Annotated in this window: 17 protein-coding genes and 3 pseudogenes; 11 read left to right on the plus strand and 9 right to left on the minus strand. The window is 62.3% G+C overall.

Annotated elements, in window-relative coordinates; translation table 11 throughout:
* Positions 1–413 precede the first annotated feature (413 nt).
* Together ABTX60_RS41820 and ABTX60_RS41825 are read right to left on the minus strand one after the other, a co-directional pair.
* On the minus strand, positions 414–989 hold the full coding sequence (locus ABTX60_RS41820; protein ID WP_003943371.1) for a recombinase family protein: 576 nt from the start codon (positions 987–989) through the stop codon (positions 414–416).
* A 188-nt stretch (positions 990–1,177) separates the two neighbouring features.
* Positions 1,178–1,446, minus strand: a pseudogene (locus ABTX60_RS41825) (transposase); the annotation flags it as partial.
* A gap of 333 nt (positions 1,447–1,779) precedes the next feature.
* Here ABTX60_RS41825 and ABTX60_RS41830 point away from each other — a divergent pair.
* On the plus strand, positions 1,780–2,223 hold the full coding sequence (locus ABTX60_RS41830) for a hypothetical protein (protein ID WP_232508977.1): 444 nt from the start codon (positions 1,780–1,782) through the stop codon (positions 2,221–2,223).
* Here the strand turns inward: ABTX60_RS41830 and ABTX60_RS41835 are convergent.
* On the minus strand, positions 2,174–2,548 hold the full coding sequence (locus tag ABTX60_RS41835) for a MerR family transcriptional regulator (RefSeq protein WP_352101933.1): 375 nt from the start codon (positions 2,546–2,548) through the stop codon (positions 2,174–2,176). The two genes, ABTX60_RS41830 and ABTX60_RS41835, sit on opposite strands and share 50 nt — an antisense overlap.
* Before the next feature lie 89 nt (positions 2,549–2,637).
* Positions 2,638–2,949: a hypothetical protein gene (locus ABTX60_RS41840; protein ID WP_125053497.1), complete on the minus strand. Its 312-nt coding sequence runs from the start codon at positions 2,947–2,949 to the stop codon at positions 2,638–2,640.
* A 356-nt stretch (positions 2,950–3,305) separates the two neighbouring features.
* Between ABTX60_RS41840 and ABTX60_RS41845 the strand changes: the two genes are divergently transcribed.
* The 6 genes from ABTX60_RS41845 (at position 3,306) to ABTX60_RS41870 (ending at position 6,732) form a co-directional block, all read left to right on the plus strand.
* Positions 3,306–3,572, plus strand: a complete 267-nt coding sequence (locus ABTX60_RS41845) for a hypothetical protein (RefSeq protein ID WP_037130799.1) — start codon at positions 3,306–3,308, stop codon at positions 3,570–3,572.
* 102 nt (positions 3,573–3,674) lie between these two features.
* On the plus strand, positions 3,675–4,238 hold the full coding sequence (locus tag ABTX60_RS41850) for a hypothetical protein (protein ID WP_003943350.1): 564 nt from the start codon (positions 3,675–3,677) through the stop codon (positions 4,236–4,238).
* Positions 4,225–4,623 (plus strand): hypothetical protein, encoded by a 399-nt coding sequence (locus tag ABTX60_RS41855; protein ID WP_350835159.1) that lies wholly within the window; start codon positions 4,225–4,227, stop codon positions 4,621–4,623. The genes ABTX60_RS41850 and ABTX60_RS41855 overlap by 14 nt, the downstream gene beginning before the upstream one ends.
* Positions 4,620–6,170 carry a YhjD/YihY/BrkB family envelope integrity protein gene (locus ABTX60_RS41860; RefSeq protein WP_064442830.1) on the plus strand — a complete coding sequence of 517 codons (1,551 nt, stop codon included), beginning with the start codon at positions 4,620–4,622 and terminating at the stop codon, positions 6,168–6,170. Before ABTX60_RS41855 ends, ABTX60_RS41860 begins: the two co-directional genes overlap by 4 nt.
* Positions 6,167–6,463, plus strand: a complete 297-nt coding sequence (locus tag ABTX60_RS41865) for a DUF3618 domain-containing protein (protein WP_080552793.1) — start codon at positions 6,167–6,169, stop codon at positions 6,461–6,463. The genes ABTX60_RS41860 and ABTX60_RS41865 overlap by 4 nt, the downstream gene beginning before the upstream one ends.
* Positions 6,460–6,732 (plus strand): DUF4235 domain-containing protein, encoded by a 273-nt coding sequence (locus ABTX60_RS41870; protein WP_003943358.1) that lies wholly within the window; start codon positions 6,460–6,462, stop codon positions 6,730–6,732. Before ABTX60_RS41865 ends, ABTX60_RS41870 begins: the two co-directional genes overlap by 4 nt.
* A 970-nt stretch (positions 6,733–7,702) precedes the next feature.
* On the opposite strand, the pseudogene ABTX60_RS41875 reads toward ABTX60_RS41870, so the two are convergent.
* Positions 7,703–8,161: pseudogene (locus tag ABTX60_RS41875) on the minus strand (IS6 family transposase); the annotation flags it as partial.
* Between ABTX60_RS41875 and ABTX60_RS41880 the strand changes: the two are divergent.
* From ABTX60_RS41880 to ABTX60_RS41890, 3 genes are all read left to right on the plus strand, one after another.
* On the plus strand, positions 8,161–8,901 hold the full coding sequence (locus tag ABTX60_RS41880) for a tyrosine-type recombinase/integrase (RefSeq protein WP_003943364.1): 741 nt from the start codon (positions 8,161–8,163) through the stop codon (positions 8,899–8,901). The pseudogene ABTX60_RS41875 and the gene ABTX60_RS41880 sit on opposite strands and share 1 nt — an antisense overlap.
* Positions 8,898–9,215: a helix-turn-helix domain-containing protein gene (locus tag ABTX60_RS41885; protein WP_064445096.1), complete on the plus strand. Its 318-nt coding sequence runs from the start codon at positions 8,898–8,900 to the stop codon at positions 9,213–9,215. Before ABTX60_RS41880 ends, ABTX60_RS41885 begins: the two co-directional genes overlap by 4 nt.
* A 484-nt stretch (positions 9,216–9,699) precedes the next feature.
* Positions 9,700–10,866 carry a tyrosine-type recombinase/integrase gene (locus ABTX60_RS41890; RefSeq protein WP_003943392.1) on the plus strand — a complete coding sequence of 389 codons (1,167 nt, stop codon included), beginning with the start codon at positions 9,700–9,702 and terminating at the stop codon, positions 10,864–10,866.
* Between the two features lie 16 nt (positions 10,867–10,882).
* On the opposite strand, the pseudogene istB reads toward ABTX60_RS41890, so the two are convergent.
* The 4 genes and pseudogenes from istB to ABTX60_RS41910 all read right to left on the minus strand — a co-directional run.
* Positions 10,883–11,584: pseudogene (gene istB, locus ABTX60_RS41895) on the minus strand (IS21-like element helper ATPase IstB); the annotation flags it as partial.
* 14 nt (positions 11,585–11,598) lie between these two features.
* Complete coding sequence (istA, locus tag ABTX60_RS41900; protein WP_209923458.1) at positions 11,599–13,275, minus strand: IS21 family transposase; 1,677 nt, start codon at positions 13,273–13,275, stop codon at positions 11,599–11,601.
* Positions 13,276–13,472: 197 nt separating this feature from the next.
* Entirely contained in the window at positions 13,473–13,829 is a 357-nt protein-coding gene (locus ABTX60_RS41905) for a type II toxin-antitoxin system PemK/MazF family toxin (RefSeq protein ID WP_003943396.1), read from the minus strand.
* Positions 13,826–14,038, minus strand: a complete 213-nt coding sequence (locus ABTX60_RS41910) for a ribbon-helix-helix domain-containing protein (protein WP_003943374.1) — start codon at positions 14,036–14,038, stop codon at positions 13,826–13,828. The genes ABTX60_RS41905 and ABTX60_RS41910 overlap by 4 nt, the downstream gene beginning before the upstream one ends.
* Positions 14,039–14,936: 898 nt before the next feature.
* Between ABTX60_RS41910 and ABTX60_RS41915 the strand changes: the two genes are divergently transcribed.
* Positions 14,937–15,353, plus strand: a complete 417-nt coding sequence (locus tag ABTX60_RS41915) for a transposase family protein (RefSeq protein ID WP_073513843.1) — start codon at positions 14,937–14,939, stop codon at positions 15,351–15,353.
* Positions 15,354–15,407: the final 54 nt, after the last annotated feature.

The raw sequence follows: 15,407 nt of genomic DNA on the forward strand, positions 1-15,407 counted from the left end.
TCTTCGTCACATTCTCCAGTGTCGTCATCTCGGCACCTCCTCGCCGAGCATTCACTCAGCGTCTCGGGCCAAAACACCGATTACGAAACAGTCCCCGGACGCAGGCCTCGCAGTCCTGGTGGGCTGTACACTTCTCGCTGCGGCTGCGCTGTTGGGGTATACGTGGTGGTCGTGGAACTCTTCCGCACCACGGCGGGCAGAAGACATGGCTGATGATTATGTGTTGACCCACGGGGGTTTCCGAGCCAATTCTGTTGTATTTGAGCGCTCTCGCCGCCGATCCCACGGCCAAAGGAACGGCGGCGCATCGGGACCCTGCCGATGGGTTGGCTCGAATGGAGGGAAAGGCTGCGGACACAGGGCGGTACCGCGTCGGTTTTGACGGTTCGGCTCGTGCTTGGTTCGTGTGAGGATTACTGCTGCCCGCCGGCCTTCTCGGGTGCGAGGGCACGACTGACGGAGGATCTGCCGACACGGAGTGTCGAAGCTATCGTGTCGAGGCTTTTGCCCTGTTCACGCATCGTGCGGGCGAGTTCGGTGCGTTCGGGGGTCATGACGGTGGGCCGGCCGCCGTGTCGACCTTGGCGTCGAGCGGCTTCGAGGCCGGCGTGGGTGCGTTCGACGATCATGCGGCGTTCCATTTGGGCGAGGGCTGCCATGATGTGGAATAAGAATTCGCCGCCTGCGGTGGTTGTGTCGAATCCTTCGGTGAGGGAACGGAATGCGATACCACGTTCGCCGAGGTTGTGGACTGTGTCGATGACGTGGCGGACGGATCGTCCGAGGCGATCAAGTTTCCAGACGACAAGGACATCACCGTCGTGATCGCGTAGGTAGTTCAGGCATTCGGTGAGCTGGGGGCGCTGCGTTGTCGAGCCGGATTCGTAGTCGGTGAAGATGCGGATCGCGCCGGCTTGGCGGAGTGCGTGCTGCTGCAGCTCGGGGTTTTGTTCGAGGGTGGAGACGCGGGCGTATCCGATGATGCTCACAGTCTCGGTCCTTCTGGTCTGCTGCTGTGTTGTGGGATGGTGCGGCTGTTCATGAGTTGGTGGTCGACCTCGGGGCTCCAGTGGGTATGGAACTTGGTGGTGTCGAGGTCAGCAAGTTCGCGCTCCGGAGCGACTGGTGTGGGAGTTGGCCGAACCTGGGTCGACTGTGACTCGTGTTGTGATGCTTCGTCCGGTAGGCCTTTGAGCCCGTCGCAGACCAGGAAGAATACGTCCCGGGTGCCGCGATGTCGGATGTCTGTCAGCACGCTCATCGAAGAAATTGGCGCCCTCACCGCCGGGGCCGGCCCACAATCCGAGCACGTCGCGGTGTCCGTCGAGGCTAACGCCGATCGCGGCATAGATCGGCCGGTTTGCGACCTGACCGCCGGCGGACTTTGACGACGATCGCATCGACGAAAATCGCAGCGTATACCTCGTCGAGCGGTCGGGCAGCCCAGTCCTGTATCTATCTTCGAGCTGAACCACATACTTCGAGAACAGCGGACACTGTCCCCAGCGCCGCGGTCTATGACATCAACTACCCGTGCAGGCCACATTCAAACAGACGGCCAAGCGATGTGGTGCTGAAGAACGATCACGGCAATGCCCGCGAGAGCAGTCGTCGTTGCCAATCCGAGATAAGATCAGGAACAGTCCTGAGTCGACAGCGGCGCCAGGCCTGCCATGAGCCATGCAAGCAGCATCGGCCCCGAACAGATAGGCCTGCCATGAGCCATGCAAGCAGCATCGGCCCCGAACAGATAGGCCGACCAAGACCATGCCCCTGACAGTGAAGTACTCGCAAACCTACGGCGACGCATTGACCGCATTGGCTGCCGTAACCCAACGTCCGGTGAACGTCGTCAACCTCGCCGGGATGTACGCCATCCGCGTCGAGCTGGAATACAACCGCTACGTCGTCGCCACCAACACCCCGCACGGACTCTCGGATGACCCCGAGATCGAAGGCTCCTGGCTGGTGCGAATTTTTCAAACCAACGCCGACGACGCACTGGACGAACTACTCACCGCAGCCACCCAAGTCTGGCTCATCGACGCCTTCGATTCTGCTCTCGAACAACTCGAAGCGGACGGCAACAAGATCCTCGCGGACGCAGACTTCGGCGACATCAGTCGCTCCGAAGGAGCAATCGTCTCTCCTACCGGCGAGGGGCTCGGCCTCGTCACTCTCGGCGAAGACGGCGCTCACGCTGAAGCGGTCCCGCCCCACTGAACTGACCGAGACGCGCCTCAAGCAGTGCATTCTGGGCTTCGAGGGAGAGAATCAACCGAACCCCCACCACGTTGACCCCCTCGTCGATCAGTGCGGTGATTCGGTCCAACGTGTTCAGATCCACGTCGCTGTACCGGCGCGTCCCCCCTGCAGTGCGAGTGGGGGCCAAAAGACCGCGCCGCTCGTACAGTCGTAGCGTTTGAGGGCCCACTCCAGAAAGCTCCGACATCCCCGAAATCCCATAGACCCCTTGCTGTGAACGCTTGTTCGTCATCGCCACACCTGAGCGAATTCGGCCGACATCATCACGACTCCCTAACTGCATACGCACAAAAATTTAATCTGACCTCCACGATACATATTTTCTTCATTCGCGGAATAAAGTCCGGTAGAGACGTCGGGAGCACGGGGAACTCAGGTAGGCGATATACAGCCCCACGCGCGATCGAAACGGGCGCTGATCAACCGGACGAGATCATCATCGCTGATTGCCGAGTCGCCGAAGGCGATCGAATCCATCGGCATGCCGGCAATAACCGCGTTTCCCACAAGGCCGGTCATCGAACCATCACCACCGAACGCGACGGCGCAACCCGCCGCAACCACCTGCTCGATCACCCACCCACGATCGGACCCGGAGCCGCCGCGATAGCGAAGAAAACCGGATCCCTCATCCCATATCGATACGAACCACTCCACAACTTGCCCCTCCATATCGGCGCGCATAGACGTCCAATCCTTAGACACCAAAGGCGGGTTCTGCCAGCTTCTGCCCCTTCCACTCTGCTTCAATGCCCGCGATCTTCAGAAGACCTCCACACCTCTGGGCCCGCATAGATGGAAGCCCGAACGTGTACTCAGCGGTTATGTGCTCAACACGGATGAGAAAGAAGGGAGCCCTCGGCCGTTGACGGAGAACGAAATCTCCGCAGATCAGGAAACTACGCAACAACCAATGACGCAGCCCCTTTCAATCGGTGGACAGCTCGGCAGCTGTTCATAATCTGTATCCGATGGTATAGATTTTAGAGTGTTGTTGACGTAGGTACGAAGAAAGCACTCACAGAGTCGGGAGCCCGATAATGACGATCGCCGTCTCACCAACTCGGCACAGCGAGATCAGCTTCACCTGCGCGAGCTGGGGTGCAGCGGATGTCGGGCGGCGTATCGCTTCGATGCTTCGAGGCATCCCGCGTGGGCCTTTCATCGATGTCGCGTTGGTGGTCATGGCAGCTGTTGTCCTGGGCCTCACGGTGGGGTGGCTGCTTACCAACGTCGCCGCAGGCTTGGCAATTACGCTCGGCACCGCGGTAGCTTTCCGCTTCGTTCTAGGCACGCTCACTACGTGAGAGACCACAGTTCGCTGCCGCAACTCACCTCGCGACATCGAGCGGCTTCGAAGTCGGCGACATCCCCCGACGCCACCGTCCATCCCAGTCCAGGAGGAACTTATGCCATCACGTAATACCGTCATTCGCAGTCTGCACGACCTCGGAGCAGCAGCATGGTTCGGCGGCTCGCTGATGGGGGCAGTCGGTCTTAACGGCGCCGCCGATGCGGTTCGTGACCCCCAGGACCGCGCACGGGTCGCCTCGTTGGGATGGGCGAAATGGGCTCCGGTCAACGCGGCCGCTATCGGTGCTCACCTCGTCGGCGGCGGGGCACTGCTGTATGCGAACAGGGACCGAGCGCAACACCAGGGCGGGGTCAAAGCGAACACGATCACCAAGATCGTTGTCACGGGCGCTGCCCTTGCGGCGACCGCATACAGCGGTGTCCTCGGAGCCAAGATCGCCACAGCAGACGGCGAATACGTCGAGGGTGCTACCGAACCGGCGCCCTCGACCCCCGACGAGGTCACCGCCGCTCAGCGGCAACTGCAGTATGTGCAGTGGGCTCTGCCGGCTCTGACCGGGGCCATCGTCGTTCTGGGAGCGCAGCAGGGCGAGCAGCAACGCCCCGCACAAATTCTCACCGGGCTCGGTTCCACTCTGGCCCGTCGTGTCCGCAAGTGAACCCGCACTGTTTCCCGAACAGACACGATTGATGATGCAAAACAGTGACAGTTCGACGATTACGGTGGAGGACGCTCGACTGCTGCGCGGAGGGCAGGTAATCGGAGTTGACGGCGATGTTATCGGTGTGATCGGGTCGTTGCTTCTCGATCCGATCACAGCGTCACCGCATTGGGTGACTGTGGACTTCGATGACGCTGGGTATGCCTTGGTTCCCCTGACTGGTGCTTATCGTGACGGGCAAAGCCTGCGAGTGCCGTTCACCGGCGCCCAGGTCAGCGGTGCACCGGAGCGGGGACATGTCGATGCTCTAACTCCTGATGACGAACAGGTTTTGCGCAACTACTACGTACAAGTTCGAGCGAGAGGAACTGATCAGAGATGACCGGCGCTGACACCGCTCCGGTCGAGGCGGACCCGGACGACCCTCGCAAACCGCAGTCGCCGACCGAGCTGACGAAATCGTCGTGGCTCTACGTACTGCGCTCGACCGCTCGCCAGTTCTCGCGTGATCAGTGCACTGACCTCGCGGCTGCGTTGACGTATTACGCTGTGCTGTCGCTGTTTCCGGCGATCCTGGCAGTGGTTTCCCTTCTCGGAGTATTCGGCCAAGGTCAGTCGACCGTGGATGCGGTTTTGCAAATTGTCGGCGCCCTCGGTCCATCCTCGGCAGTGGATACCCTGAGGGGACCGATTCAGCAGCTCGTGCAAGCCCCGGCGGCTGGGTTCGCCCTCATCGCCGGTATCGCGGGCGCGCTATGGTCCGCTTCCGGGTATGTCGGAGCGTTCGGGCGTGCGATGAACCGCATGTACGAGGTCGACGAAGGCCGTCCAGTGTGGAAACTTCGGCCGGTGATGCTGCTGGTGACTATCGTCGCGTTGACGTTGATCGGTTGCGCTGCAGCGATGTTGGCGATCAGTGGGCCCGTTGCACGAGCGATCGGCGATGTGATCGGGGCGGGAGACACCGCCTTGACTGTCTGGAATATCGCTCGCTGGCCGGTGGTGCTGGTGTTCGTCGTTCTCGCCGTTGCGATTCTGTATTACGCCACTCCGAACATCCAGCAACCGAAGTTTCGGTGGATCAGCGGCGGCGCCGCCCTGGCCATTGTGGTGTGGATCCTCGCATCGGTCGGTTTCGGGTTTTACGTCGCCAACTTCAGCAGCTACAACAAGACCTACGGCTCCCTCGCCGGCGCGATCGTGTTCCTGCTGTGGTTGTGGATCACCAACCTTGCACTGCTGTTCGGCGCAGAACTCGATTCCGAACTCGAACGCGGACGACAACTTCAAGCCGGGATCGCCGCCGAAGAACAACTCCAACTCCCGCCCAGAGACACTCGCGTCTCGGACAAGAACGCCCAGAAAGACGCCGACGAGGTCGAACGTGGGCGAGAGTTGCGTCAGGCGCACATCTCCGACCACGGTAGCGAAAAGTCCAGGGCTGCTAGTTCTGCCGACCCGTACCCACCGAAACCGGGAGGAACACCGATGAGTGATCCCACACGCGACCACGCTGAGCGCACCCCTACGCCGAACTCCCCCCAAGCGGCGGACTTGTCGACCGTTCAACTCGTCGAGCGACTCACCGAGCAAGTGTCGACACTGGTGCGCACTGAAATCGCCGCCGGACTGGACGAAGTCAAAAACAAAGGCACCCGACTCGGGATCGGGATCGGCATCTCCGGAGCGGGAGCCGTCTTGGCGTTGTTCGGACTCGCAACTCTGATCGCCGCAGCAGTACTCGGACTCGCCACCGTCGTTGCCCCCTGGCTCGCAGCGCTGATCGTCGGCGTTACTGTTCTGATGATCGGCGGAGCGGTGGCCGCGGTGGGCGCAACCCGATCCAAGAAGGCACTACCACCAGTTCCGCAGGACACCGCGGCCAGCGTCAGCGAAGACATCTCCACCATCAAGAAGGGCATCCGATGACCGACAGTCATGACAACCCGTCCGAGAGCATTCCACCTGGGGCGACCGCGTCGACTGACCCGGAGCGGAGCGTGGAAGAACAGCGCGCCGATCTCGCGGACACCGTCGCCGCGCTCGCCGCCAAAGCGGATGTACCCGCGCGGGTGCAGGACAGTGCGAATGCACAGCTGCACGAAGCGAAAGCCTTTGCCAAAGAAAACCCGCAAATCCTCACCGCAGTCTCGCTCGGCATCGCCCTCGTCGCGTTGATCATCTTCCGCCGCAAGCGGTCTCACAGAAGGAGTGATCGATGAGCGCGGTCGTGAAAGCAATCTACAAACCGCTCTCCCTGGCGACGAGCGTGCTCGGCGGTATCGCCGCCGGCGTGGTGTTCAAACAGATTTGGAAGCGCGTCGACGACAACGACGCGGCCGCACCGAACCCGAAAGATCTCCACCGTAGTGTCCGAGAAGTATTGATTGCCGCAGTCATTCAAGGGGCATTCTTCGGCCTGGTCAAGGCAGCAGTGGACCGAGCCGGTGCCACCGGTTATCGTGCCTTGACTCACGAAGATCCGGTGTAGACGTTCTCGGTCACCGAGGTTGCCGAAATAAGTGGGTTGACTCTCGGCATCGAAAGATGCGCGGTCGGCGACGATGCCGCGGCTCGGCCTGGTCGATGGAACCAGTCGTGAGGACCGGCTCGCGTGAAGATACGACGCGCCGCACGGCCGGGGGACGCGGACGAACCGACCATCTTGGTGCAGGTGGGCAGACCAACGTTATTACCCGGGCAATAACCGATGTGCACCCTTCTCCGACGCCTTCGGCGTGGAGTACAGGACTGACGAGTCGCTGCGACAACGACAACGACGTCAACCCTCAGGCGTGATCCGGGCACCGCAACTCAGACGGTACGGTCCATCCGCTCGCTGTGAGCCACCGGCGCACCGGGTCCGGAAAACCATCACCACTGTGGGCGGCCTGGGCGAGATCGCCGGCGAGGATTCGGCCCGTCGCCGCACACCGCGCACGCGACATCGAAGGCCGGCGGCGGTTCGCACTGGTCGCAATGAGATCGGGCGATGACCGAACCAAGAAGGTCCGCGCGTTGGTGGGCGTCTTCGGCTCTGGTGCTCGGCTCGTAGCCGCAGAGGCAGATCCGCGGCGACAGCATCGCCACAACAGGGACCGCAGCCCACCATGTTCACCGGTACAGCCGACGAACTCGCAGCCCGGGTGCGTGTGTTGAGGTGCCCGTACACGGTGGTACGGGGAACGTTCATCGAACTGTGAGCGTGAGGCCTTCGCACTCGCGTGGTCGGTATGATTGTTTTCGGCGTCGAGCCCGGCTCGCAGCAACGCGTCGACCTGGTATGTCGACGGCCGTCGTAAGCTCCCCACTGGCGGCCATTTATGGCGCATTTTGTGGCCATGGTTTCTCCCCGCGTACGGCCAGATAGTTCCCCGGGCACTGTCACGTTAATCGAAAAGTGAAGCGGCGAAGGATGTTTGGGGCATTCTGTTACAGGGCACTGCTGGGGCAGTTCACTTTCAGGCGGCGACACCGGCCGCGGTGACTTCCTGCCAGACCGCGAAACGGTCGGCCATCTCGGCACGCCATTCGGGCGCGGTCAGTCGATACCGACCGGGCCGGAAATGCGGTGAGATCGAACTAAACGCGGACAGGAAACGTTGCGCGTGCCGGGCCGATGCGAACCGTTTCATCGCATGTTCCCGCTGTCTGGTGGGTTGATGCGAGTTCTCGGCCCGATTGTTCAAATACTTGGATCGGCGATGCTCGACCGAGGCCAGCATCTCGCGGTGAGCGACGCTGTAGCTGGTCAGCTTGTCGGTAACGATCACCCGCGGCACATACTGCAAGCCCTTGAGCAGCTTACGGAAGAATCGCTTGGCGGCGTTGCCGTTTCGGCGCGACTGGACCAGCACATCGAGCACGTTCCCGTGCTGGTCGACCGCCCGCCACAAGTAATGCAGTGTGCCGTTGATTTTTGGCAGCCGAGATCGAGGCCGTGTTCGGGGTGAAGCTGGTCTGTCCGGTGGATGAGTTCAACGCCTCCCGCCATGTCGGCGACGATTCGCCGGCGCTGGTGCCGCCTCCGACTCCGGAGCGCGTGCGGGAGTTCTTCGAGTTCATGAAGGCGCGCATCATCACCGCCCGAAAATATGGGCCGGCAGCTCGGGACTACGCGCTGTTCCGGACGCTCTATCATGCCGGACTGCGCTCGGAAGAGGCTGCGCTGCTCGACCTTCCGGATGTGCATTTCGATCGTGGTCCGTTCGGCAAACTTCATGTCCGCTTCGGTAAGGGCGCCAGGATGTCCGGTCCTCGGCCGCGATGGGTTCCGATGCTCGACGGTCTGGACCTGGTGCTGCGCTGGTTCCTGACCGACGTGCGGCCCAAGTTCCCGGACTCGCCGGTGTTGTTCGCCGACGAGTCCGGCGGGCCGCTGCATCGTGGAACGATCCGCAACCGGCTGCGATATCTGATGGAGCTCGAAGGGCGCCCGCGTTCGGAGCGGTTCAGCCCGCATGCGCTGCGACGTGCGTGCGCGACCCACAACTATGAGCGTGGCGTGGATCTGGTTGCGATCCAACAGCTTCTGGGTCACTGGACCGTCGGATCGACGATGCGGTATGTCCGGCCATCGGCGACCTTCATCGAGGACGCGTATCGGCGCGCGGTGACCACCACCCTGGCCGAGCTCAGCGGAGAGGACGAGCGAGCGTGAGGATCAAGTGGCGACTGCGGATGGCCGCGGCCCAACGCGAAGTGTGGACCGGGACCGAGCTGCGCAGGCTGCTGGCAGACAAAGCCGGGCTGGAGATGTCGGCGGCGTCGGTGTCGGCGCTGTTCACCAAGGAACCCACCCAGATCAAGATGACGACGCTGATCGCGTTGTGCACTGCCTTGCAATGCACTCCGGACGACTTGTTCGAGATCGACGCCACTCCCGTCGAGCGTCCTGCCGATCCGCCAATTCGACCGGCGCCGACGCAGCGCCAAGCCGTCAACGCCCGCGGCCGCTCGCTTCCGCCGATGTGACGCTTCGACCTGGAAGTCATTGCAGAACATGGGTAAACGCCAGCGTGACTGTGCCGAGTGCGGCGGACCGGTGGGCATCATCGGCCGCGACCTGTGCTGCCGGTGCACCGCCCGCGCCAAGGACGCGGCCGCCAAGCAGCCGTGCCCTGACTGCAGCCGCAGTAGGGTGCTGGTCGTCGAGACAGGTCGTTGCGTGATTTGTTCCCGCCGGTGCGCGCAGTGCGGTCACAAGGTCCGCTTCGCGGAGGCCGTGTTGTGCCGGGGCTGCCAACGCAAAGCCGACCTGCAAGCTCGGCAACAGGACTGTCCGCGGTGCGGCAAACCCGGGTATCTGCGCGTGGACACCGGCTGGTGCGGTCACTGTTCGAGGCCGCGCCCTTCGAAGAAGCCCCCGCGCGTCTGCGTCGCCTGTGGCGTGTTGCGTCGCCATGCTTGCCGCGGCATGTGCTCGCGATGCTGGCAGCGCCATCCGGATCGGCCGCATGTGGCCGGCGAACATCTCCTAGCACGTCTTGCCGACCCGCCGGATTGGCTGCCCGGCCTGATCACCTGTCTCGCCGACGGCTATTCGCCAGGCCGTGCGTGTGTGGCGGTCACCGAGCTGGGGCGACTGCTCGACGACGAGCACTCCAATCATCCGCCGTCCCTGCTCGACAGGGCACGCCGCTCAGGCCGTTCCATGGGTCCGCTGGCCAGATCGATGCAAGATTTCTTCACCGAACACGGGCTGGCGATGCCGACCGACCACAACGAGCGACTCGCCGCCGGCCGCCGGCAACGGCGGATCGAAGCGGCCCCTGAACCGCTGCGACCGGCAATCGCAGGATTCGCCGAGTTCATGCTTACCGCCAAGGCCCGTGCTCGCCGGGCCGGAACACTGCCCCGCAGCGATTCGACCATAGAGGCCGCACTGGCGGCCGTTCGAGATTTCGCTTCGTTCTTGAACAGTGAACGCGGGAAACAAGATTGGGCGACCGTCGAGCTCGGCGACGTCGAGGCGTTCCTAGTTTCCCTGCCGAAGTCGCGCCAGCGAAGACTCACCGTGCTGCGCCAGTTTTTCCGATTCGCGCGCAGTCACCGTCTGGTCCTTGTCGATCCGACGAAGAGCCTGGACAGGAAAGAGGCCAAGGGTTTTCGTGGCCGGACGCTCACTCTCGAGCAACAACGCCGGTTGTTCCAGCGGTGGACCACCGACCTGCTGGTGCATCCGCATGAATCCCTGGTCGGCATCCTCGCCTTGCTGCATGGCGCTTCCAGTCGCGAAGTCCGGCTGCTGACCTGCGACGATGTCGATCCGCTTCGACAGACCGTCAGGCTTGGCGAGCGACCGCATCCGGTCCCGATGGACCCGGCGAGCTGGACGATCGTGCAGCGCTGTTTGGCCCAGCGCGCCTCCTGGCGCACCGCCAATCCGCACGTCATCGTCACCAAAGGGACCAAGGCCGGACGGTCACCCGCATCGGTCGCCTATCTGAGTCATGTGCTCGACGATTGCGGGTTCGGCCCGCGGATGATCCGCTGCACTCGCCTTATCGATCTGGTCAACACCATGGATCCGAAGCTCGTCGCCGCGGCATTCGGCATGACCGCCGAGGCCGCCATGATCTACCTGGCAGACTTCGTCGACCCCACCCGACTGCCGAACCCGTGAAACTTCGGCGCGACTACGCACAGATTCGCGCGAACATGTGCGCTTTGGAGAACGACTCGTTCGACGCGATCGCGACGGAATTTTTCTCCTCCCGTTCGGTCAAAACCTGGAAGAGCAGCTCAGCGCCTCGCTTGTCGAGTTCCATGTAACCGAGCTCGTCCAGCAAAAGTAGATCCACTCGCCCGTAACGGGCGATCGTGCGAGCGAGTTGTTTCTCGTCGGCGGCTTCGACGAGCTCGTTGACCAACCGGGTCGCGAGGACGTATTTGACGCGGTAACCGTGCTCGGCGGCCGCAGCCCCGAGCCCGATGAGGAGATGCGATTTCCCGGTTCCGGAGTCCCCGATCAAACACAGGGGTTGGCCTTTGCGGATCCAGTCGCCGGTGGCGAGGGTTCCAATGGTCGCGGGATTGATATTGGGGTTGGCATCGAAATCGAAGTCTGCCAACCACTTTTCGCGAGGAAACCCCGCTCCCTTGATTCGCCGCACCACACTTCTGCGGTCACGGTCGTCGCATTCGGAAAGCAGCAACTCCGCCAGAAATCCGTAGTACGAAAGCTGGTCCTTGCGGGCGGCAGTGGCGGCGTCCTCGACGACGGCACGGATGGTGGGAAGTCGTAGTCGGCGGCACGCTTGATCGACCGCGGCGGTGGCGGCCTCCTCGGTCAAACCTCGGCGGCGCAACGTGGTGGAAACCGTGACGGATTGACGAACCATTCTCGGGCCTTCTTTCACTCGGCTCGGGCAGCGGGCTGGGCGGGATTGCGGCGTTCAGGTAGTCGCAGGAGTTGGTCGTAGTGATCGACCGTCGGCGCAGGCCGAGAATCGGCCGGCAGACCAGCGATGACCGCTGCCGGATCGGCGAGACGACGTTGGGTCAAGCTGACAACGCGTTGCTCCCGGCCGCTGCGACGAGCAACGAGATGACGGCCTGAATCAGACCCAGCCGCATCGACCTCCAATGATGCGTGGCGGCGGGCTTCGACCGCGACGACATCAGCGGTGACTGCGCCGACGGTCAGAGCTTCTTCAATGCCGGCGATCACGTCATCGCTATCGATGGTGCGGTGCAGGAGCAGGACATCGATGAGTTGGCGGGTTCCGCCGGCATCACCGTCAGTTTTTCTGGCCGCGGCCCAGAATGCGTCATGACTCGAGGTAAATGTTCCGTTCCTGCGGGCAGCGGCCAAAGCGCTCGCCCCTGGCAGGGCGCCGGGTTTGGTGCGCAACACTTCGAGGTAGTGGTCGAGATCGAGGCTCTGACCGCCCCGGGCGATGACCCGTTGATGGCGAGCGATCACCGCCCGGCCGTCGAAGACCACCACTTCCGACGCCCGCAACGAGACTCGCACTTGTCTGCCGATGAAACGTGCTGGGACAGAGTATTTCGCCATTCGCACCGTGATCAACGCTGACCGATCGACTCGTGGTTCCAGCGACAATCCCGGGTCGAAGCCCTCGCTTGGAACAGGTAGCAGGAGCGGTGCTTCGACGGCGAAATCCTGCCCGACAGTGCGTATCCGGTCATTGATTCGGCGGCCGTTATCTGCCGTGTCCCAAGCGCGGATCTTCTCGTTGAGCTCATCGAGTGAGTTGACAACGGGCATCGGGGACAACCTGTTTCGGCGGAACCGGCCCACCTCGCCCTCCACGCCGCCCTTCTCGTGCGCCCCCGAGATACCAGGCTGGCAGTAAAACGGGTCGAACCCGAAGTGCGAGCGGAACAGTACCCATCGCTGGTTCTCCACCCGCGCTCGGGAGGAGCCGTAGATCACTTTCTGCACAGCACTGGTCAAATTGTCGTAGCGGATGTGACGGGTGGGGACACCGCCGATTTCCTCGAACGCGGCGATATGGCCTTCGAGGAACGCTTCCTGCCCTTGCGTCGAGTACACGCGGTGCACAGCTTTTCCCGAGTGTGAGAGGCGGAAGGCGAACATATGGCATTTGGTTTTCACCCCGGCCAAGATCACCCACACTTCACCGAAATCGACTTCCGCCTCGGCTCCGGGAGCATGTTCCTGCGGGACGAACACTTCGATGCGACGTCCGGCTTCGACGTCGATCTGTGCTCGCCGAACCCGCACGTAGTCACGCACCGTCGAATACGAAAGGTGCTGCGCTCCATGTTCGTCGGCCAGTCTGGCGAGGATTCGGCGGGCCGTGTGGCGTTGTTTTCGTGGTGCGTCGATATCGGCGGTGAGCATGGCGTCGATCGCGGCTTTGAACGGATCGAGCTTCGGTGAACAACGCACCGGAACTTTTCTCGGCGGCGGCTCCGCCTGCGCCAACGCCATCCGCACCGTTGCCCGGCCAACCTGGTGGCGGCGGGCCAACTGCCGGATCGAACACCCCTCGACCCGGGCATCACGTCGAATACGAGCGAACAACTCCATTCGAGTCTCCATCACTGCCCTCCAGCAGTTGCTGGCATCCGAACAAGCCAGATGCCACAACACTGAGGTGGGCTCAGCTCAAACCGTCACTACCGGTCCGGCGAGTCGCAGATGGGCCTGGGTCTAGCCGTCACGGTGGTCTCGACTCAAGCTGTCATAAACACGCACCCCGACGATCGAGGCGATCACCCGGCCCCAACAGCACCAAGTTACTGCAGATCGAGGTGCAGCCGCAGCGCGTCCTCGAGTGCGGCGAAAGTCTCCATCCCGACCTTGCCGACAGGTTCAGGATCCAGACGCCGAACCGATACCGAACGCACTTGCTCCGCTTGCGCTTTCGACGCTCGCGCCAAACCTGACTCGTCGGACTCGACAATCACCTGAAACGGAAACACGTGCGCGGTATTGGTAGTCAACGGAACCACGGTGATCACGCCCCTGCCGAGATTTTCTGCAGTAGCGTTGGCCCGGTCGTTGCTCACCACCACCGCCGGTCGTCGTTTCGCCGCTTCACTGCCCTGCGCCGGATCGAGATCCACCCAGTGAATGTGCGCGCGGCGAATCATTCGGTGTCTGCCGTGACAGCGTCCCACACTTCATCTACGTCACCTTCAGCAAACGCTGCAGCGTAGTCACGTTCGAGTCCGGACGTCGAGAGTAGGCGGAGTGCGGCTCGAATTCCTGCCGACCGGCCACGAAGTCCGTGATCACGCACATACTCGTCGAGTAGGTGCGCATCCTCGTCAGGCAGACTTATGGTAAATTTCGTGGTCATACTTTAAGCGTACCAAAGTATGATCTGGTGGTCACCGTGAAACGGCTACACCGCTCACCAGTAAGAAAGAGCCCATTACCACCCCGACGCGTCTCCGAACCTCATAGCCACCCGGAGATGCCGTCCTGATTTGATGTACCTTCACGGTCAACAATCCTGCGATCTGGACGAGCACCGTCAACATCATTCAGGAGTGGTGACCCAGGACCAGATCGCGGACGTTTCGGGGACAGCGACCCGCGACTGCGCTAGCGAGGTGGCAGAAGTTGGTCCAGAAGAACCTTGGCACCGGTAAGCGACAACGCTCGATTAGCCCGACGCAACTCACGTAACGCGACCAAAGGTTGCTCCGAAGCAGAAATTCCCTCCGACTCCAGTACGTCTACAGCCCAACGCGTTCCGGCTTGGACCGCTTCATGCTCGGTCCCGCCGAACACGTCGGCCAGATTCTTCCTGCCGCCCACAGGACGGCGCGCCGCGACAGCAACACCCACCACTAAAGCCAGTGCGTATAGAGCGCGATCACACCATGAAGGCCACCGCCGATCTACCGGGAGCGCCCGACGCAAACTCCGCTCTTGCAGGGCTCGGCACTGAACAAGTCTCAGCCAACCGACGGCACTTCGGTGATGGCGTCGGCGGTCACGAGCATGTCGATCTCGACGCTGTTGGTTCCCTCGCCATCGGTGACGCGCACAGTTACCCCTGCCAGAGCCATTGGTCGTCGTGCATTTCCGCCCAGAATTTCAATTCAGATAGCGACTTCCATCGAAACTGGTTGTTACACAGTCACTTAAGAGGCTCTTCGCGCTTGAGCGGGGTGCCCGGTAGTTGATGGGGCTCGTGGCCCCGACATGCTGTTGGTCTCTCACAACGCGACAACAGCGAGGCCACGAGCATGAACGAGGGTACGTCAGTGCTGCTCGGGCTGGAGGACGAGTTCACCGTCCTGCAGCTCGAACGAATCGATGCCGACACGGTGCGTGTCGTCATCGAGGTCATCGACCCGGAGGGCGCCTGCCCCGAGTGCGGGGTGCTCACCTCAAGGATCAAGGAGCGGCCACTGGTTCGAGTCAAGGACTTGCCTGCCTCCGGCCAAAGAACCGATCTGTGGTGGCTCAAACGGCGCTTGGTGTGCCGCGAACCGGCCTGTGGGACAGCGACATTCACGCAGCAGTCCCGCGCTGTGCCGGCACGGTCGCGGCTCACGACCCGGCTACGAGAGAAGAACGGTTCGGCGATCGCGTCGGGCAACCGCGCCGTCAGCGAGGTCGCTAGTGCCGCGCGCCTAAAATTCTTTGACAGTGCGATTTGAGATACTTCAAGCATGCGGATTAAGCCCCTACTCTTGCGAGACGGCGACGATCTC

The sequence above is a fragment of the Streptomyces sp. NPDC126510 genome (assembly GCF_040302345.1).
GTDB lineage: Bacteria > Actinomycetota > Actinomycetes > Streptomycetales > Streptomycetaceae > Streptomyces.

Excerpts from the sequence above, each read along its gene's own strand:
- ABTX60_RS41905 (WP_003943396.1), bottom strand. The coding sequence starts at position 13,829 with ATGATTCGCCGCGCGCACATTCACTGGGTGGATCTCGATCCGGCGCAG.
- ABTX60_RS41915 (WP_073513843.1), top strand. The coding sequence starts at position 14,937 with ATGAACGAGGGTACGTCAGTGCTGCTCGGGCTGGAGGACGAGTTCACC.
- ABTX60_RS41865 (WP_080552793.1), top strand. The coding sequence starts at position 6,167 with ATGACCGACAGTCATGACAACCCGTCCGAGAGCATTCCACCTGGGGCG.
- ABTX60_RS41910 (WP_003943374.1), bottom strand. The coding sequence starts at position 14,038 with ATGACCACGAAATTTACCATAAGTCTGCCTGACGAGGATGCGCACCTA.
- ABTX60_RS41835 (WP_352101933.1), bottom strand. The coding sequence starts at position 2,548 with ATGCAGTTAGGGAGTCGTGATGATGTCGGCCGAATTCGCTCAGGTGTG.
- ABTX60_RS41870 (WP_003943358.1), top strand. The coding sequence starts at position 6,460 with ATGAGCGCGGTCGTGAAAGCAATCTACAAACCGCTCTCCCTGGCGACG.
- ABTX60_RS41860 (WP_064442830.1), top strand. The coding sequence starts at position 4,620 with ATGACCGGCGCTGACACCGCTCCGGTCGAGGCGGACCCGGACGACCCT.
- ABTX60_RS41850 (WP_003943350.1), top strand. The coding sequence starts at position 3,675 with ATGCCATCACGTAATACCGTCATTCGCAGTCTGCACGACCTCGGAGCA.
- ABTX60_RS41845 (WP_037130799.1), top strand. The coding sequence starts at position 3,306 with ATGACGATCGCCGTCTCACCAACTCGGCACAGCGAGATCAGCTTCACC.
- ABTX60_RS41840 (WP_125053497.1), bottom strand. The coding sequence starts at position 2,949 with ATGCGCGCCGATATGGAGGGGCAAGTTGTGGAGTGGTTCGTATCGATA.
- istA (WP_209923458.1), bottom strand. The coding sequence starts at position 13,275 with ATGGAGACTCGAATGGAGTTGTTCGCTCGTATTCGACGTGATGCCCGG.